The sequence below is a fragment of the Lysinibacillus sp. CD3-6 genome (genome assembly GCF_006351725.2).
Lineage (GTDB): Bacteria > Bacillota > Bacilli > Bacillales_A > Planococcaceae > Lysinibacillus.
This window is the reverse complement of sequence record NZ_CP085880.1, coordinates 2,742,913-2,761,504: the sequence shown is the minus strand read 5'-3', so window position 1 is coordinate 2,761,504 and position 18,592 is coordinate 2,742,913. Positions and strand designations below refer to the sequence as shown.

At 33.8% G+C, this 18,592-nt stretch carries 20 protein-coding genes; 18 read left to right on the top strand and 2 right to left on the bottom strand.

What is annotated here, in order from left to right:
• Positions 1-41: 41 nt before the first annotated feature.
• The 12 genes from FH508_RS13695 to FH508_RS13640 all read left to right on the top strand — a co-directional run bounded on the left by FH508_RS13695 (position 42) and on the right by FH508_RS13640 (position 12,964).
• Complete coding sequence (locus FH508_RS13695; RefSeq protein ID WP_172771847.1) at positions 42-566, top strand: tubby C-terminal domain-like protein; 525 nt, start codon at positions 42-44, stop codon at positions 564-566.
• Positions 567-815: 249 nt separating this feature from the next.
• Positions 816-1,739 (top strand): DoxX-like family protein, encoded by a 924-nt coding sequence (locus FH508_RS13690; protein WP_172771846.1) that lies wholly within the window; start codon positions 816-818, stop codon positions 1,737-1,739.
• Positions 1,736-2,347, top strand: a complete 612-nt coding sequence (locus tag FH508_RS13685; protein ID WP_172771845.1) for a DUF4166 domain-containing protein — start codon at positions 1,736-1,738, stop codon at positions 2,345-2,347. Before FH508_RS13690 ends, FH508_RS13685 begins: the two co-directional genes overlap by 4 nt.
• On the top strand, positions 2,316-3,869 hold the full coding sequence (locus FH508_RS13680; RefSeq protein WP_172771844.1) for a YndJ family protein: 1,554 nt from the start codon (positions 2,316-2,318) through the stop codon (positions 3,867-3,869). Before FH508_RS13685 ends, FH508_RS13680 begins: the two co-directional genes overlap by 32 nt.
• 396 nt (positions 3,870-4,265) lie before the next feature.
• A complete protein-coding gene (locus tag FH508_RS13675; protein WP_172771843.1) occupies positions 4,266-5,948 on the top strand; it encodes a methyl-accepting chemotaxis protein in 1,683 nt (560 codons plus the stop codon).
• A gap of 341 nt (positions 5,949-6,289) precedes the next feature.
• Positions 6,290-7,213: a hypothetical protein gene (locus FH508_RS13670; protein WP_172771842.1), complete on the top strand. Its 924-nt coding sequence runs from the start codon at positions 6,290-6,292 to the stop codon at positions 7,211-7,213.
• 235 nt (positions 7,214-7,448) lie between these two features.
• Entirely contained in the window at positions 7,449-8,354 is a 906-nt protein-coding gene (locus FH508_RS13665) for a hypothetical protein (protein ID WP_172771841.1), read from the top strand.
• A gap of 230 nt (positions 8,355-8,584) precedes the next feature.
• Positions 8,585-10,159, top strand: a complete 1,575-nt coding sequence (locus tag FH508_RS13660) for a right-handed parallel beta-helix repeat-containing protein (protein ID WP_172771840.1) — start codon at positions 8,585-8,587, stop codon at positions 10,157-10,159.
• Between the two features lie 537 nt (positions 10,160-10,696).
• Positions 10,697-10,888 carry a hypothetical protein gene (locus tag FH508_RS13655; RefSeq protein ID WP_172771839.1) on the top strand — a complete coding sequence of 64 codons (192 nt, stop codon included), beginning with the start codon at positions 10,697-10,699 and terminating at the stop codon, positions 10,886-10,888.
• Between the two features lie 359 nt (positions 10,889-11,247).
• Complete coding sequence (locus FH508_RS13650; protein WP_172771838.1) at positions 11,248-11,844, top strand: class I SAM-dependent methyltransferase; 597 nt, start codon at positions 11,248-11,250, stop codon at positions 11,842-11,844.
• Positions 11,845-11,874: 30 nt separating this feature from the next.
• A complete protein-coding gene (locus FH508_RS13645) occupies positions 11,875-12,432 on the top strand; it encodes a DNA-3-methyladenine glycosylase I (protein WP_217270091.1) in 558 nt (185 codons plus the stop codon).
• Between the two features lie 331 nt (positions 12,433-12,763).
• Positions 12,764-12,964 carry a cold-shock protein gene (locus tag FH508_RS13640; RefSeq protein WP_024360941.1) on the top strand — a complete coding sequence of 67 codons (201 nt, stop codon included), beginning with the start codon at positions 12,764-12,766 and terminating at the stop codon, positions 12,962-12,964.
• A gap of 91 nt (positions 12,965-13,055) precedes the next feature.
• Here FH508_RS13640 and FH508_RS13635 read toward each other — a convergent pair whose 3' ends face one another.
• Entirely contained in the window at positions 13,056-13,343 is a 288-nt protein-coding gene (locus tag FH508_RS13635; RefSeq protein ID WP_172771836.1) for a transposase, read from the bottom strand.
• A 690-nt stretch (positions 13,344-14,033) separates the two neighbouring features.
• Here FH508_RS13635 and FH508_RS13630 point away from each other — a divergent pair.
• Positions 14,034-14,336 carry a hypothetical protein gene (locus FH508_RS13630; protein ID WP_172771835.1) on the top strand — a complete coding sequence of 101 codons (303 nt, stop codon included), beginning with the start codon at positions 14,034-14,036 and terminating at the stop codon, positions 14,334-14,336.
• A gap of 181 nt (positions 14,337-14,517) precedes the next feature.
• Here the strand turns inward: FH508_RS13630 and FH508_RS13625 are convergent, their stop codons facing one another.
• The gene (locus FH508_RS13625; protein ID WP_172771834.1) at positions 14,518-14,985 is read right to left on the bottom strand and encodes a hypothetical protein; all 468 of its coding nucleotides are present in this window, start codon (positions 14,983-14,985) and stop codon (positions 14,518-14,520) included.
• A gap of 375 nt (positions 14,986-15,360) precedes the next feature.
• Between FH508_RS13625 and FH508_RS13620 the strand changes: the two genes are divergently transcribed.
• From FH508_RS13620 to FH508_RS13600, 5 genes are all read left to right on the top strand, one after another.
• Positions 15,361-15,756, top strand: coding sequence for a hypothetical protein (locus tag FH508_RS13620; protein WP_172771833.1), 396 nt, complete (start codon positions 15,361-15,363; stop codon positions 15,754-15,756).
• 145 nt (positions 15,757-15,901) lie between these two features.
• A complete protein-coding gene (locus FH508_RS13615; RefSeq protein WP_172771832.1) occupies positions 15,902-16,552 on the top strand; it encodes a hypothetical protein in 651 nt (216 codons plus the stop codon).
• 94 nt (positions 16,553-16,646) lie between these two features.
• The gene (locus tag FH508_RS13610) at positions 16,647-17,267 is read left to right on the top strand and encodes an NAD(P)-dependent oxidoreductase (RefSeq protein ID WP_172771967.1); all 621 of its coding nucleotides are present in this window, start codon (positions 16,647-16,649) and stop codon (positions 17,265-17,267) included.
• Between the two features lie 274 nt (positions 17,268-17,541).
• Positions 17,542-17,922 carry a hypothetical protein gene (locus tag FH508_RS13605; protein ID WP_172771831.1) on the top strand — a complete coding sequence of 127 codons (381 nt, stop codon included), beginning with the start codon at positions 17,542-17,544 and terminating at the stop codon, positions 17,920-17,922.
• On the top strand, positions 17,909-18,544 hold the full coding sequence (locus FH508_RS13600) for an O-methyltransferase (RefSeq protein ID WP_217270090.1): 636 nt from the start codon (positions 17,909-17,911) through the stop codon (positions 18,542-18,544). Before FH508_RS13605 ends, FH508_RS13600 begins: the two co-directional genes overlap by 14 nt.
• The last annotated feature ends 48 nt before the right edge of the window (positions 18,545-18,592 follow it).

Below are 18,592 nucleotides of genomic sequence, written 5' to 3'. Positions count from 1 at the left end.
TTAGCTTAATAGAAGCAACGGACATTGAAGGAGCGAATATTTTGAGAACTTTTACATATAAGCAACCCGCAGCGATTGAATCGACAAACGTAGTTCAAATAGTGGATGAGGAAGGGCAAGTCTCTTCAAATGTTCAGCGGATATACTCTAACGGATTGAAAAAGGTATTTGACCGTATGATGGATTATCGGTATTTTGTACAATTTGATGTAAGGGCACAAGATGGGCAACGTCTTTTTACATGTAAAAAAATATCACGTCGGGGCCGTGTGCATTTTAAAGGGAAAGACATTTTAACAGGTAAAGATTATATGATTGCCTATGATGGCTGGCAAATCATGATTCCAGATTTAATCATAACAGATGGTCACCTTAAAATAATGCTGAATAAGGAAATGGAAGACTGGTCAGTGTTTACATTGGATGAACAGCCAATTGCACGCTGGCAAGCAATTTTTCATGAAACCCATTTTGATATTACACTCCAAATTGAAGATACTAGCCCGATTCAGCATGAAGCCTTTTTTATTGCAATAGGACAGGCTGTGTTGTTTGTAGGTGCATAATATGAGTAATGCATCACATAAATAATTGTTTTAGAATTGTTTTAGTGCCTGGCACTCCCTGTGAACAGCTTTCATCTTGAAAGCTGTTTTTTTATTGAATCGAGGGGTTAATCATAGGAAATTCACTGTTATAATGTTAAATATAGTATAAAATGTTTTCGCTAACTTCAAATTGTAATGTTACACGATAAGGACTTATAAAGATGTAAAAGACTTAAATTTTAAGTCATTACTTGAGGGGAGAATGGAATGAAAAAAAAACCGATATACGTTGAGGTTGATATGCAAGCATCAATTGAAGATGCGTGGAAATATACCCAAAATCCGAAGCTTCATGAAAAGTGGGATTTGCGCTTTACTAAAATTACATATGAAGATAAAAAGCATCCAAATGAGCCTCAACGTTTTACCTACGAAACGAAAGTAATGCCTGGTGTAAAAGTGAATGGTTGGGGGGAAAGCAAAGGGGAGCATATAAAAAAAGATGGTTCGAAAATTTCCTCTTTGCATTTTGGGACGCCACAGAAAATATCGCCAATCGCAGAGGGAAAAGGATACTGGAAGTACATCCCTAAAGATCATGGATTAACATTTTTAACGCAATATGATTATGAAGTGCGTTTTGGCAAACTTGGTAAACTCTTTGATTTTGCATTTCGTCCGATAATGGGCTGGGCAACAGCACTTAGCTTTGATGTATTGAAAAGATGGCTTGAGCAAGGAGAAAATCCAAGTACCCAGTACCGACGTTTCTTTTTAACAATGTTTATAAGTATATTTTTTTGCTTTATATGGCTGTACCATGGTCTTGTGCCAAAAGTAATGGTTCAGCATCCTGATGAAGTGATGATGGTAAAGGAATCACTTACTTTTCTGAATGGTGCCAATCTAAATCTACCGTTTCTAGTTTTTTGCATTGGTATTATAGAAATGATTTTTGCACTCTGCTGGTTATTACCAAGGGGAAAACGGCTACTCTTTCTAATACAAATTATTTTGTTTCCATTATTAACATTATGCGTGTTAGGGGTAAATATAAATATAGCGATGGCGCCATTTAATCCAGTGACCTTTAATGGTGCATTATGGGTATTATCCATTGTCGGGTATATACTTAGTAAAGATTTACCTAGTGCAAAAACTTGTAAACGAAAGCGAGGGGAAGAGGGATGACCATTTATCAAACATTATTAGGTGAAGATTATAAAAGACTTCATCCGAAACTCCAACAGCGCTATGCATTGCCATTAAATCAAACTTTTTCTGCAAAAGGTGTTATGCATAGTATCCAATCAGGAGCGAAATGGATGCGTCCTTTTTATATCGTTGCAGCTAAGTTTAAGTTTTTATTTCCCGAATCAGGAAAGGATGTTCCGTTTACAATAAGCAATATTTGTCGCCAATTACCTAATGGAGAACTAGAAGTGAAATGGGAACGAACTTTTTTTATGAGTAAAAAGACAAGGCATTTTGATGCAAGGATGACAGTAGATCCAGTCAAAAAGGTTGTTAAGGATTATTTGGGTTCACCAGCTCTTTTCTATTCGGATTTATTGTTTTCTGTAACACGTGAGGGGAAATTAGTAATACGCTCTGGTGCACAACGTTTTGTTATGTCTAAGCTAGAATGTAAAATTCCTAAAATGTTAGAAGGACATGTGATTGTCGAGGAAGGCTATGATGACAGCAAAAATGTTTTTACCATTCATGTATATATTCATAATCCACTTTTAGGGAGGTTAATGATGTATGCTGGCGAATTTACGCAAAAATCTCTTTAGTCCAGTGTTATTCCTTGGATGGATACTCTTTATTATTTGCTATCTATTTAGTAAGCAACCGAATTATTTAATTTTACTTACATTTGCTCAACTTGTATTAGTGCCTGCAATGGTAAAAATCGTCGTATCTTTCAATAAAAAGGGTCATGTAATTATGAGTGTGATGATGATTGCTGTAACACTGTTGCATTGGTTAGCTGATAGTGAGCTGGCAATTTACTTAGCAATTGTATACGTTCTTTATACAGCGTTTATTGCATTACAAGGGGTGACACGATTTTTACACAGGGGTTTTGTGAATATCGCTGAGATTGCTATAGATATTGGACTCATATATATATTAATTGGAGGACTGTGGTTCTTTGCTTACATTGCGGAAATCGATACAGGATTTTCTCCGTTAATTACGTGGTTAACCGCTATTCATTTTCACTATTCTGCATGTTTATTAGCTATTTCCATTGGCTTGTTTGGAAGGATACATAAAAGTAAAGGATACAATATCGTTGTTTTCATTTTACTGACAGGCCCACTGCTCGTAGCACTTGGAATAGCATTTTCAACAATTATTGAAATTGTGTCCGTTATGCTCTACATAGTTGCAATCTATTGGTTGTTTAAGCTTGCGTTAAAGATAAGTTTACCAAAAAGACAGTGTATTTTGTTGCAGGTATCTTACGGTGCATTATGTTTTACAATAGTATGGTCTTTACTTTACGCATTCGGTAATTTCTCTGGCATTATCATAGTCAGTATACCAGATATGCTAACATTTCATGGCTTAGTAAATTGCTTCCTGTTTGGGTTGATAGGTGTAATAGCATGGGGCTTGGAAGTTCCGATTTCTACACATCAATCATATACTTTTCCAGTAAGTCGAATACGTGGAAAATTACATACAACAGGAGATGCACATGCTGGTTTAGTCGATGCACTTCAGGATTTTGTCGATACGAGTCATCTTCCTACAGTCATTCCTCATTTTTATGAACACACCAACTGTTATCAATTAATTGCTTCCGTACAATGGCGAGCATGGTTTAAACCACTAGCGTTGATTTATCAAGGTATTAGTCGTTGGATGCAGCAGCTTAATTTACCTTTAACAAGCAAGCAAGTGGAGATGAATGGCGTCATTGTCAAAGTAGATGAACGACAGGATGGTCGACAAGCGCCACGAGCATGGATTCGTACGATCGATGAGCAAACAACATTTGTGGCCATCTATTCACAACATACGACAGCTCAAACAACTTTTATGAATATTGCTTTACCACTCCCTTTTTCAACAATGATAGGTATTTTATATGTTTATGAAAAAGACGGGGACTTACATATAACGAGTTCCGATGGAGGGGATGCAGGCATTTATTTAGCAATGAAACACTATGTATTTAGACTTCCTTTAAATGAGCATTTTACTATTACTGCTAAAAATGAGACAACATTATCGGCTGTGCATACGATGCGCATTTTTGGACTGCCCTTTTTGCGTATAGATTATCAGATCGAACGAAAATAAGGCAAACGATGTCTGCATGTACAAGCAAAATCTCCTGTTTCGTGTTAAAAACGAAATGGGAGATTTTGTTTTTAAGCATTACTAATATAAAAAAACGGGTGAAAAGTCTTAGTAATAACCGAGATTTATAATCCAATTGGGAAAATAATTTGTAAAAAGGATGCTTAAAAACACAAAGAAACTACTAATTTATTCAATTATATTTAAGAAAAATTCTAAAATCATCCTAAAGCAAATAAAAAATGATAGATTACTAATATTGTGCAATACAGTTAAATTTTTTTGATTGTAAACAAAGGTTGTTTTTATTAGGTCTAAAAAGGTTTAGTAGTATATTTCATTAGCAAAGTGAAGGGGATAAAAAAATGACTATATCAAATAAGGGGATAATGAAGAATGCACTTTAAATCCATCGGTAAAAGAATTGTTTTTGCATTTAGTATTGTAGTAGCTGTAATTGTTTTCTATATTAGTTTTAATTTTTATGAAATCTCGCAAAGTAATAAGGCAACTGAACAAATTGTAGATGAGGAATTACAATTATTAATAACTGATTATGAGTTAGCATCAACAATTGGTTTACGGATTGCAGCAGCACGTGGATATGTGTTATCTGGTAATGAAAAATATATAAATATTTATAATGAAAACGTAGAAAGAGCCCTAGAAAATGAACAAAAACGTTTATCTATTTCGGAATCATCGGAATTTACCAAATATGCGGAAATGGCAAAAGAATGGAGTAGCTATGTCCAAAAAGAAGTATTTGATGTATATGACAAAGGAAATGTGGAATTAGCTGTACATAATTTAGCGGCAATGGATACAAAAGCTACAGAAATTCGTGAAGGTTACGAAGGTTTAGCAGAACAACGAAAACAATCCATTAATGCGGTAGGGGATTCCCTGCTTACGTCAGGTGAGCGTAAGCAAACAGCAAGTATTATCGTTGGAATACTTATAGTTGTCATTGCAATTATTACAGCGCTAATTAGTGCGCGTCTTATTTCGAAGCCGATTATTTTAATTACTAAACGCATGCAACGCATTACAGAGGGTGTTTTAAGTGAGCCTGCATTAATTGTAAAAACAAAGGATGAAATAGGGCAATTAACTGAAGCGACAAACACTATGTCTCAAATCTTAAATGATTTGTTAAAGCATATTCAATCTGTTTCAAATGAAGTGGCTACACACAGTGAGGAATTAATGCAATCAGCTACAGAGGTAAAAGAAGGTACAGAGCAAATCGTTGATACGGTTGGAGAAATAGCGAGTGGAACAGAAGTGCAAGCGAGTAATGCTTCTGATGTTGCGACAAGCATGACTGACTTTTCAACTAAAGTAACGGACGTCAACCAAAGTAGTAAGGATGTCTATCAGTTCTCTGAATCTGTGATGAAGTTAACCGAAGATGGTAAAGAGCTTATGGAAGCTTCTACACAGCAAATGATGACCATTGACTTTATTGTGAAGGATTCGGTTGAAAAGGTTGACGAGCTCAATAAACAAACACAGGAAATCTCTAAAATTATTGCGGTCATTCATGAAATTGCTGCTCAAACAAATTTATTAGCGCTAAACGCAGCAATCGAAGCGGCACGTGCTGGCGAGCATGGTAAGGGCTTTGCCGTTGTAGCAGATGAAGTCCGAAAACTAGCTGAACAAGTATCCGCATCAATTAATGAAATCACGACTATTATTAAAATAATTCAAGATGATTCTATGACTGTCACAACATCTTTAGAAAAAGGCTATGGTGAGGTTGCAAAAGGAACAACTCAAATCGTTTCCACTAATGAGACATTTAGTGACATTGCCAATGCTGTTTATTCCATGTCATCTAGCATTGTCCAAATGTCTACTAAGTTAGAGGATGTTGTTCAAAGTACGATGGATATTAATAAATCAGTTGATGAAATTGCTGCTGTTTCAGAGCAATCAGCAGCGGGTATTCAAGAAACCTCTGCAACGATTGAACAAGCTGCAAGCTCTATGGATGAAATTAAAAATAGTTCAAGTAATTTAGCGGAAATGGCAGAAAATTTAAATGACCTAGTTGGTAAATTTAAATTATAAAAATGATTAAACCAATCGGATTTCATACTTTCATCACAATTAAGAGAAATACTTAATGGAAGGTGGAGTAAAATTGACACAACTTTGACTGTTGTACATACGATGCGTATTTTTGGACTATCATTTTTTACGGATAGATTATCAAATCGTACGAAAGCAAATCGGACACGTGTAGGAGATGCCAACACTTATCTTTTTAACTGAAAAAGGGGATAGTTCTATTGCCCATTTAGAAGCTAGAAAGAAAATGTAACAGCCTTTTCATAAATAAATATAAAATTATCAAATTTCAAACTTTCATCACAAATAGTATTTATACTAGGAATTAGGAGGTGGAAGATTTGAAAAAAATTATACTCATAATATTGATGATTGGAATGTTCATCATTCCGTCAGCAGCTTATGCACATCCAATGGATAAAAGTATGCTTTATTCAGATGTTTCTGCTACTACACCTAATTTACAGGAAATAATGGTTCTTCATAGTATTGGACTGCTAGGATATAATGGCGTAGATATGACGTTGAACCCATCAGAAAATTTATCACGCAAAGATTTTACAGCTTGGCTAGGAGGCTATTTGGGTCTAAATGGTTCTACTTTAGATGAACTAGCGCTAGCCGCGAAAAATGAAAACTATATCTCTACTTTAGAAGGAGATATAACATATAAAGAAATAAATTCTGCATTATTGCAACAGAAGTTGGAATTGGAAAAGCCAGATGCAACGCTCACAAAGGATGACTATATTTCTTTTATAACTAAAAATTTGGATTTAGATATAAAAGGAAGTTCTATACTTCAAATGGGCGGTTTCTCTTATGGTCCAATGGGGATAATTGAAGACGTAGTAACAGGTGATGAATTAGGCATTATTATTGAAGGAAAAACATACAGGTTATCTGGTCATGTTCGTATATTTGCTGATTCAACTGACCCAAACAGCTGGATTGGGCAAAACTTAGAAAAGTCTATTTTAACCATGCATGATGATCACGGTCATGATCATGGACAAGGCACAAGCGATGATCATGGACATGAAGAACAGCTGTCTGATTCATCAACACTACAATATATTCAAATAGGTTCAACTACTCAGCAAGTTACGGAAGAAACCCAGCAACAAGAAACGAAGAAATCTTCTAATGAAAACGAAACAGCTGATACAACTTCAACAAGTTCAAGCACGTTATGGATTGTTACACTTATTGCACTTGTGGCAGTTATTATAGCAATTTTCTTGATGAAACGTAAAAAAAAATAAGTATGACTTCAACCAGTAATTGGCGATTTAATCGCTAAATTGCTGGTTTTTATTTGGCTTGATCGAACGAAATCAATTTGAATTACTATTACCTTATCAATACCGAAACAGTCTTTACAATGTTATAACCCATTGAATTGTAATTAATTTGTACAAAATAGTATTATACCTATCGGATTTCATACTTTCAACACAATTAGGCGATATACTATTGTAATGGAAGGTGGAGTAAAAATTGAGAAAATATATATTATTACTATTAATGAGTGCACTACTTATGGCGCCAGCAGTAGCCTCTGCGCATACGACAGATAAAAGTATGCTTTATACAGATGTCCCTGCAACTTCAGAAAACATACAACAAATTATGGTCCTTCAAAGCTTAGGGCTTATTGGATATAATGGTGTCGATATGGCATTGAACCCATCAGAGAACTTATCCCGTAAAGATTTTGCAGCTTGGATAGGAGCATTTTTCGGTCTGGAAGGTTCAACAGTGGAAGAGCTTGCCCAAGCAGCAAAAAATGAAGAATATGTCTCTTCACTAGAGGGAGACATTACGTATAAAGAAATTAATACAGCATTACTGCATAATAAATATGAATTTGAAAAACCAGATGCAACGTTGACAAAAGAAGAGTATATTACCTTTTTATCTGAAAACCTAGATATGGATATGGGTGGACATACTTTACTTCAAATGGGTGGTTTTTCTTATGGACCAACAGGAACAATTGAAGATGTCGTAACAGGAGATAACATGGGCGTTATCGTTGAAGGCAAAACGTATATGCTATCAGGGCATCCTCGTATTTTTGCTGATTCAACTGACCCTGAAAGCTGGATTGGTCAAAACTTAGAAAAATCTATTTTGACGACGAGCGGTGGTCACCATCATGGACATGAACAACAGACATCAGATGCACCAACAATACAATACATTCAAATCGCTTCGACTACACAACAAACAACGGAAGATACAACAAACAAGTATGAAGGAACGTCAACACTCCGAGAAGATCAGCAAAAGAATGAAGGAAGCGATAAAACTTCAACTAGCTCAAGTATGATATGGATTATTGCAGTCATTGCACTAGTCGCAGTGATGATAGCAATATTCTTCATGAAACGAAAAAAATAATGTAGCAAAAAACCAGTAATAAGCGAATGTATCGCTTTATTGCTGGTTTTATTTTTTGTTTTTACTATTGTTACATAAAAATATCAGTTGATACCATTGCCATTTCTTTTGAATTGAAGCCAACATCATATATATTGTAAATTATTTGTACAAAATTGAATAACAGGTAGTTCAATGGGTATATAAATAGGATGTAGAGGGATTGAAACAAAAAGATCGGAGGCATGTGGATGGCAACACTTGTTGTAAAAAGGAGTATAATGCATCGTTATCAAAGTATTAACCAGGCGCTGCAGGATGCTGAAGTAGGAGACTTTATAGAAATAAGAGATGGCGTTTACGAAGAAAGTATAGAGATATCAAAAAGGTTAACGATTTACGGTAAAGGTGATGTCACAATTAAAGGTAGTGTATTTGTTCGCTATCAAACACATGTAGAAATGCGTAATCTCCGTTTTAGTCAAGGTCAGGGAATTTATATTAAAGGTGATTTACAGCTTGAAAACTGTGTAATTGAGCAACAAAGGGTGAGTACGCAAGTTACAGTTAACTTTGGAAGTCTGTTGATGAAAAATGTCGATATAATAGCAAGTCCATCCAATCAATTTGGACTTAGAATTGATAATGGATCTAGCGTGATGCTTTCGGAGTCTTCGATACAACAACATACAAAGGCTCAAATTATTATACAAAATAGTGAAATAGCAATGTCAAAATGTTTGTTGTTAGAGGGTGCGATGAATGGAATTTTTGCCATTAGAAATGTAAAAATGACGATAGAAGATTGTGAAATCCATGGGCACAAAAAAACACAAATTGTTGGAGCTTCGAGTACAATCAATATGCTAAATACAGTAATTCACGGAGGAAAGGATTTAGGTATTCAAGTAATTAGTGGTTCCGACTTAACAATGGATCATTGTGAGATTAAACATCATATAGGAACAAATGTGGTAGTTCATGAAAGCAAAATGGTTGCGACAGATAGTATCATTGCATACGGACAAAGTAACGGATTATATATAGGGGAAAAATCAAAGGTAATTATCTATGATTGCCAGATTTATAAACATGTAAAGCCACAATTGTTTATTGAAAATAGTAAAGCTGAGGTTCGGAAATGTCATGTGAAAAAGGGAAGTACAACAGGAGTTACTATTTTCAATGAATCCGATGTAATAATGACTGAATGTGATATCCAACACCATACACAATTCCATGTTATTGTAGACGCAAGTGGGCTTGTAGTCGATCAGTGTAAAATACATTTTGGGCAGACGGGCGGAATTTATGGCAACGACCATGCGAAGATTACCTTGAAAAATTCACGTATACAGGAATTTGAAAGCCATCATATTTATATAAATAATGCACGTCTTTTTGCGAATAATTGTACTTTTAAACATATTGTAGGGAACGGTATTACGTGTATTGATGCAATTGTGGAAGTAGTGGATAGTAAGTTTTTACAATGTCAGCAAAGTCCTTATTCGATTTTTTGGTCTGATAAGTCAATGGGACGTATCCAAAATTGTGCAATCGATGAAACAGATAGAACTTTTTTAGCGATGACCAATCAATCACTTCTCGAAATCGTCAACATGAGTTTAGCGCATATGAAAACAGTAGCTATTGTACAAGAACAAAGTCAGCTCTATATACGTGGGCAATATAAAGATAGTCAATGCCAAAGAGATAGCTCCTCAAGAATCAGCCGTCCAACCACACAGCCTGTAACATCAGAAAAAATACAGCAATCTGTTGACAGCTTAAGTACATGTAATAGTAGCAATGGAAAAAAATGAAAAAGGGTAGCATAAGTAGTTTCAAAAAAATTTTGAAATTACTTTTTTGTATGTCAATAAACGTATATTTAGCCCTAACACCCTTCATTTTTAATAAGCAAAATTGCTACAAGAACGTAAAGCAGAGAATACATGAAATATTTGGGCAGTACGAGTGAAAATACTTGAACATTACTTTTTTTTGATGCAAAATATTGACAAAGATTACTGGATTTCGACAATTAAAGTATTCTTTTTTACAAGTATATTGTCATTCTTAATTATTGCCTAAGATAGTATTATTTTAGAAAACCTTGTTAATTTATTGGAATTATGGAATAAAATATTTGTAATATTATATACAATATAATAATAAGTGTTGCTAAAGAAGAATATATTATTAGAAAATTTAGTTTTTAGATTGATTATTTCGTATGTTATATCCTATAATTAGTAAAAATGGTTCATTAATAATAATGCTTGTCTTGAGTACTAGAACTTGGATAATGTTTTTGGAATAGTGAATTATTTTTGAAATATGAAATGGGGTGATTAAAGATGTTTGGGCTTTCGAAAGAAGAAATTATGTTGATGCTGAAGAAGGTTGAACTAGCAGATAACCAAAAAAGTGCAATAGCTGATATTTTTCATCAAAATAATCTGCGAATTGAACAACAGTTAGCATTTATTATCCATCTAGTAATAGATGAGCGCGAACGAAATACTTCAAACAATACATATTTAAATTAATTTAGAGTGTTTTTGTCGAAGGCATGCAAAATATGTCCAGACAAAACAATAAAAATTTGTCCATATAAAGTGAACTCATATATATATTTATCGAAAAAATCACAGTGAAATGTAACTGTGATTTTTTTTATGTATCAAAATGGAAATTATTGAAACTTTTAGGTTTTGTAAACGTAAAAATTATATAGGAAACTTACAGGGAATGGAAACGAAAAAATACGAAAAGCATTGCTGCTGAAAATGTAAAGCGATTATCTAGTAGAACAATCGAATATCAGTTTCAAAGCATTAAATTCAACCATAGCCCAAACGTAAGTAGACATCGGAAAAAATTATCGTGATATAGGAGGTTAATTATATTGACAATTTTACAAAGGCTTATTGAACAGGCAAAGCACCCAAATGGGTTAATAGGGTCAATAATGCTACGTATTATGAATGTTGCTCACCGTGGAATGACTTCTTGGTTAATCGAAAGTGGGGCAATCAAGAATGGAGATATTGTTTTAGATATAGGATGCGGGGGTGGAAAAACAATTCAAGCATTATCTAGAATTAATCACCATGGAAAAATCTATGGAATTGATTTTTCCGAACAAGCGATACGAAATGCAACGAAAGTAAATAAGAAAGATGTCGCTAGTGGCAAAGTAATTGTAAAACAGGCAAGTGTTTCTAATATTCCTTACCCAGATGCTTATTTTGATAAAATAATAGCATGCCAAACACATTATTTTTGGCAAGACTTTGCGAAGGATGTTAAAGAAGTATTTAGGGTTTTAAAAAAAGATGGTCAGTTTATTATCATTTCAGAACTTTATAAAATCAATTATCATAGAGAGGACTATAAGACCAATAAAGAAATAAGACAGCTATTTGACCACGTAGGTTTTCAATTTGTGAATATACAAGAACATAAGAGAAATGGCTGGCTTTATATAATGGGCACGAAATAGTCCGATAAAAAATACAATGGAGGTTGAATGATGAAAAGATGTGAATGGGTGAAGTTGGACGAGCCGTTATACGTAGAGTATCATGACAAGGAATGGGGTGTGCCAGTTTATGACGATCAACATTTATTTGAGATGCTATGTTTAGAAGGAGCACAGGCTGGACTTAGCTGGTGGACCATTTTACAAAAAAGAGAGGGCTACCGTGAAGCTTTTGATAAGTTTGATGCTTCCAAAATCGTCACGTATTCAGAAGATAAGTTAGCTGAACTAAAAGAGGATCAGCGGATAGTGCGCAATAAACTTAAAATAGCTAGTGTCGTAACGAATGCGCAAGCTTTTTTAAAAATACAACAACAACATAAATCATTTTCTGATTACATATGGTCCTTTGTAGATCATCAGCCTATTGTCAACAATTGGGCAACAATCGCCGAAGTACCTGTGACAACAGAGTTAAGTGAACAGATGAGCAAACAGTTAAAAAAAGATGGATTTAAATTTGTCGGAAGTACGATATGTTATTCATTTATGCAAGCGGTAGGTATGGTGAATGATCACATTGTAGATTGCAGTTGTCGACAAGTTTAAAAGCAGAGCGGTTTATTGTAGTAAATAGTAAAACGAGATGTATCGTTTATAAGAAAGCGCCTTCAATTAACAACTCTAAAGTTGAATTTGAGCAATTGAAAAGTGGCATAAATAAAGGCGTATCGCATGATTGCTTTAAAATTTAACGAAATTCAGCTAGACAATTGGTATGTTTTCGTATATAATGAAATTAATAAAAAGATTTCTTGATTTAAAATATTGAATTCACCTATTACAAAAAGTAATCGTGTTTTTCGGTACTTTTTATAATAGGTGAATTTTTTTTAAAAAGAAATTGTTTATTAATTTATTTTTTTTGGAGGTTTCGTATATGAAACAAGGTACAGTTAAATGGTTTAACGCAGAAAAAGGTTTTGGATTCATCGAAGTTGAAGGTGAAGCAGACGTATTCGCTCACTTCTCAGCGATTCAAGGCGAAGGTTTCAAATCACTTGACGAAGGTCAAAAAGTTGAATTTGAAGTGGAAGACGGTAACCGCGGACCACAAGCTAAAAACATCGTTAAACTTTAATTAATAAATGCATTTGCAAAAGAGGCATCCATCTGGATAGCCTCTTTTTTTTGTTGTAGAAATATCACTATCTGTTTGTCATGGGTAATTGTCACTTTTCATGCCATGTTAAAAGCATGAGCCTGTAAATAATGAAGACGCCAATATAAGCGCCTGCCATTAAAAATAATGGATTTAAAAATACGGCATGGATCGTGGTCATAAAAACTGCATTATCCACAATAATTTGATAGATGGAGGTGGATGCAATGCCCCCGAAAAAAATCATAGCCAAAACTGCTAATGTGTTAAACAAAGAACGTACGATTTTGCTTTTCAATTGAAGCAATACCATCACAAAAGGAACAAATATGCTTGTAACTACTATTAAAATTTTCAATCCATCACTTCCTTTCCTTAATTATGACCACAGTCTTTTAGACATAAACATTCGCTTTATTAGTTATTCTTTTTAATGAATAACAGCATTTTAGGAAAAAGAAGTGTTAAATAATTGATAATCGGGTAATAAAGATTACGAGAGAGCGTATATAAGGTATCACCAGTTAAGTAATTTAGAAATTTATATGCTGATATAGGATGGTCGTGCCTTACTAAACATATAATGATTTATGAACCAACTTAAAAACAACTGTTATCGCCATAAAATGTGGAGAAAGGGGGAAATGAAAATAAAAGTTAGTCGTGTTTTACACACCAGAAGCCCGAAAAGGAAGGTGTATAACATGGAGAATAAATCGGTTGTAAAAAATGGAATAGGATTTGGTTCTGTTCTAGCAATAACAATATCGTGGAGTGTCAATCATTCAATAATTTGGGCAATTATCCACGGTTGTTTTAGTTGGCTATATGTAATTTATTATGCTTTAACAAGATAAGGTGTTTCTAAACATAAATTCAGACTATGCATATAGTTACTAATCATATACTTTGCCGTTTTGGCATACATAACTAAGTGTTGCTTTGAATCAAGTAAAAATTCAAGCATCAGTATTAGAAAAAAGGATGATACTATTCGTTTACGTAACAAGATAATGATTAAATGGTTTATTGTAGAAAGGTTGATTGGATGACACATCAAGTTACTGCTACGAGCAATATTAATTTTTGTGCAACAGGTGTTGAGGAAGTATTGCAAAATGTAGCTTATATTTTATCTACATTTGTTATGTCTTACCCAGAAAAAAGGGTAAGAGATAAGAAAAAGGAGCATGAAGTACCTTTTCAGTTTGCAAAGAGACGGAATACCGAACGTATTATTGATAGTATTCAACGTTTTGAACCGCGCGCAGTTGTAATAGATGTGGACTATTTAGGAGATGCATTTATCGGAAAGCTAGAACCAATTGTAAAAGTAATAGTTAATGGCTAACGGAGCTTTACTACAGAAGTAAGATAAAATAGTCAGATATCATATAGAAAGCATCTGCTTGACAATGACGGAATAAAATAATGACTGGAAAACGCAGCAGACTTTGTCTGAGCAGCACGGTAATATTTATTCTGGATTGCAAGCAGATGCTATTAAAGTTTAGTTGACCTCTAGTTTATAATTACACAGTAGCAATACGTCTAATTGCGTCAATTTTTTCGCAATCGATAATAATTGGTTCAGATGCTGCTGCCTGTTCTACAAAATATGCACAGCAATTTCGATTATCTAGTTTTAAAAATACAACGCCACGGAAGCTACCTCCACCAGATAAGTAAACATCAACTGTAGTTCCTAGCTCAAACCGTTTTAATAGATGACAAATACAGCCTTTACATTGATGATCATGTTTGCATTCATCTTTCTCTTCTTTCCAGCAATGTTTTTCTTTTTTACATTCATCTCTGTCTTCTTTCCAACAAGATTTCTCTTCTTTGCAATCACAATGATGCTCTTTATGTTTCCATTCATTATATTTATGACAGCATGGTTTTTCTTTATGTCCTTGGTCATGTTTATCACAGCAACATTTCTTTTCAGATTTGCTATAATCCCAATTCATATGTTTGTAATATCTATTATCTTGCATTATTATTATCTCCCTTTTGTTAGTATTTTGTGTAATGCCAGCGCCAGCCTTACATTTATATACTATGAATTGAAAAATGATTGACTTGGTAAAATGTCCAACAAATAGATTTAAAATAAAATATAGCTTCAAAAATTAAATTGGTATGTATACCTAAAAGAAACAGATGGTATAAAAAATATAAGGTCAAATAACATAATTTAGTAGGTAATAGCTTCGGACCATTCACACAAATTCGAACGCAACATGAAGTTATATCACTGTAATGAACTACATATATCTAATACAATCGCTATTACTTAATAATAAAATTACTTCTATAAGAAGGATTTTTTTAAGGTTTCGTCATTTATTCATAAAGGAGAGCTAGAGAGGGTGCAGTTAAGACTAAAAAGAGGCTTTTTTTATATCATGATTATGTTGATTATCTTTTTAGCAATTTATTTAAAAAATCAAATCCCCTCAACTGTACAAATTACTCAAAATAATTTTTCGCAAACAAACGCTGAGGACATAGCACAGAAATTACAGAGTACACAATTAACAAAAAAAATTATTTTGGCGTTACGTGCTGAAGGTTATCAACCAGATAGTACAGTTGAATATTTAATAGATTCCTCTGACAATCAGATTATTACAATCCATCTACATGATTTAGAGAAATTAGATAATAGAACGGAAAGCAAAATTCAAAAAATAGTAACTAATATTGCCCAAAAAAATAGCTTTGATTTATTTATTGTGGATGTGCAACTGACCAATAATGATTGAATTGGATGTAAATGTCCTTGGCAATCAATGAAAATAGATAGTAATAACTATCTTAAATTGAATAATATTGTAAAATTATTATAGTTTATACCTCCTTTTATTGGTATATTTAGTATGTTAAAAGAATTTTTGGGAGGACTTAGTAATGAAGAAGTTTGTATTAATGGCTGTACTTTCTCTACTAGCAATTATGGCAGCAGCATGTGGAAATGAAGTGAGTAAGGGTGGAAACACCTCATTACCATCGAGCGAAGCAAAGAAGGAAGAAACATCACCTGAAAAAGAAACCGAAATCAAAGACGAAGCAGAACAAGAAACAGCTGCTTCAGTAGTAACGGTGAATTATGCTAGAAATTATTTAGAAGATATTCCTAGTATTACGGAAGATCAATTAACATTGGATAAGCAATCATATAATTTCATTTCATCAAATCCAGATTTGTTCCCAGCATTATCAAAAGAGGCAATTCAAAAGACGAAAAAGCTTGCAGATGATAAAATCACATCTAAGCATTTAAATAAAAATGTAAAGCCATATTTAGAGCAAATGGTAAACTTTGCTGGCGATATTATTCAGATTCAAGAGGAAACATTAGATGATGGGACACCAGTGTCGGTGATTTTAATTGAGGATATGGATTTTAACGCTATATTTGCCATCGGTTATCATTCAACAGAATTCCTTGAGGGAGATTTTGTTGAAGTATGGGGTCTACCGTTAGGTCCTTATAATTATGAAAATGTTGATGGTGGTACTACGTTAGCGCAAGTTATTGCCACATCCTTTATCGAATAGTAAACAAGGGCACACTCTTTGAGGTGTGCCTATTGTTATGCAAAAGTAAATGAATAGAACCTATGATATAATCGCTAGGAAAGAGGTGATTATACTGAATATATTAGTTTTAGGCGCTACTGGCCGTGTAGGTAGTCATGTCGTTTCATTGGCATTAAAAGATGGCCATCAAGTCATAGCGTTAGTACGTACGCTAAGTAAATTAAACATAACCGATGAAAACTTACTTGTTAAGCAAGGGAATGTCTTAAATCGTGAGGATATTGCGTCTGCTATGGCTAAAGCAGATATTGTCATTAGTACTTTAAATACTGATGGCGCATCAACTCTTACAGATAGTTTTCCTCTAATCTTACAAGAGATGAAAAAAAGAAAAATAAACCGAATTATTACAGTAGGAACCGCAGGAATATTACAAAGTCGTCTAACACCTAATTTGCTAAGATATCAATCCAGTGAATCGAAAAGAAAGACAACAAGAGCTGCCAAGGAACATCATAATGTTTTGAAAATATTAGAACAATCGGATATGGAATGGACGATTGTTTGTCCTACATATTTACCCGATGGACATTATACTGGTCAATATCGCGTAGAACGAGATTTTCTACCCGATGGTGGAACTGAAATATCAGTAGCAGATACTGCCGAATTTACTTATCAACAAATTCAAAGTACAAAATATCTAAAATCTCGAGTGGGCATTGCTTACTAAAAGAGATAAATATTTTTATTGTCGTATTTGCCTAAAATTAAACACACTAGTTTTAACGATATTTGTTAAAGCTAGTGTGTTTTTTGATAACTAAAGATGATTAATGTTAAAAAAGTGAAAAAAGCTACTTCAATAAAAAGTAGCCCAAAACAGGAGAGTTTTTTGTGAAAGCTGAGTTTTTAAAAGTAAGTATATTATTGACAATGTGTATACAAATGTATACAATCAATTTATATTAAAATGTATACGTTTGTATACAAAAGGAGGATGTAAAATGAGAAGAGAAGAATTTAAAGAATATAAAAGAGAAGGACACCATCGTGGCGAGCGTTATAGAGGAAAGGATAGTTCATCGCATCATCGAGGACCGAAGACATTTCGTCGAGGTAGAGCTATAGCCTTTTTAGAGACACTGAATATAAAGCGTGCAACGATTAAACAACAACTAGAACAGCCTGAGTATCAATCAATTCAACCAATATTAATTGGAGAATTAAAAGCAATGGATACGGTCATTAATGAATTCATTCAATTATTTGAAATTCAAGAAAATGAAACAATGGAAATGGTAAGTGAAGAGGAAAATACGAGTACAAATAATAAAGAATCTATGCTGCAAGAGCAGGCAGGTGAAGATAGTAATGCAACAAATTAATCACTATATCGATACAACTTTTTATCATCAAGATCCATTATTGGAGGATGTGATGGCATCTATAGAAGAAAATGGCATGCCTTCAATCTCTGTTTCACCCTCCTCGGGTAAATTTCTAACAATGCTTGTCTCGATCTCTGGTGCCAAAAAAATATTAGAAATAGGTGCTCTTGGAGGATATAGCGGAATCTGTCTAGCTAGAGGATTTGGGAGTACAGGGAATTTAACTTCCCTTGAATTAGAGGAAACATATGCAAGGCTAGCTGCAAGTAACTTATCAAAAGCGGGATTTAGTCAGCAAGTATCATATATGACGGGACCAGCTTTACAAAGTCTTGCAACTTTAGCAGAACAAAAAAAACGATTTGATTTTTTCTTTATTGATGCTGATAAAGATAATTATGAAAATTACTTAAACTATTGTATTTCACTTGCTGAAGAAGGAGCCTTAATCGTTACAGATAATGTCCTTGCTGGTGGCAGTGTAGCAGATCAGAATGCAAAAAGTAAACGTTATACAGATATTATGAAGAAATTTAATGCAACAGTGGCTAATCACCCACAATTAGATTCTATTCTTATCCCAATTGGTGATGGCATCACAATTTCAAAAGTGAAATAAATGAAAGCCTCGAGAGTTTGCTCTCGAGGTCTTTTACATTTATTAAAT

Bases quoted from the DNA above. Each gene is read 5' to 3' on its own strand.
- FH508_RS13690 (WP_172771846.1), top strand. From the start codon at position 816: ATGAAAAAAAAACCGATATACGTTGAGGTTGATATGCAAGCATCAATT.
- FH508_RS13685 (WP_172771845.1), top strand. From the start codon at position 1,736: ATGACCATTTATCAAACATTATTAGGTGAAGATTATAAAAGACTTCAT.
- FH508_RS13680 (WP_172771844.1), top strand. From the start codon at position 2,316: ATGCTGGCGAATTTACGCAAAAATCTCTTTAGTCCAGTGTTATTCCTT.
- FH508_RS13675 (WP_172771843.1), top strand. From the start codon at position 4,266: ATGCACTTTAAATCCATCGGTAAAAGAATTGTTTTTGCATTTAGTATT.
- FH508_RS13660 (WP_172771840.1), top strand. From the start codon at position 8,585: ATGGCAACACTTGTTGTAAAAAGGAGTATAATGCATCGTTATCAAAGT.
- FH508_RS13655 (WP_172771839.1), top strand. From the start codon at position 10,697: ATGTTTGGGCTTTCGAAAGAAGAAATTATGTTGATGCTGAAGAAGGTT.
- FH508_RS13645 (WP_217270091.1), top strand. From the start codon at position 11,875: ATGAAAAGATGTGAATGGGTGAAGTTGGACGAGCCGTTATACGTAGAG.
- FH508_RS13640 (WP_024360941.1), top strand. From the start codon at position 12,764: ATGAAACAAGGTACAGTTAAATGGTTTAACGCAGAAAAAGGTTTTGGA.
- FH508_RS13630 (WP_172771835.1), top strand. From the start codon at position 14,034: ATGACACATCAAGTTACTGCTACGAGCAATATTAATTTTTGTGCAACA.
- FH508_RS13625 (WP_172771834.1), bottom strand. From the start codon at position 14,985: ATGCAAGATAATAGATATTACAAACATATGAATTGGGATTATAGCAAA.
- FH508_RS13615 (WP_172771832.1), top strand. From the start codon at position 15,902: ATGAAGAAGTTTGTATTAATGGCTGTACTTTCTCTACTAGCAATTATG.
- FH508_RS13605 (WP_172771831.1), top strand. From the start codon at position 17,542: ATGAGAAGAGAAGAATTTAAAGAATATAAAAGAGAAGGACACCATCGT.
- FH508_RS13600 (WP_217270090.1), top strand. From the start codon at position 17,909: ATGCAACAAATTAATCACTATATCGATACAACTTTTTATCATCAAGAT.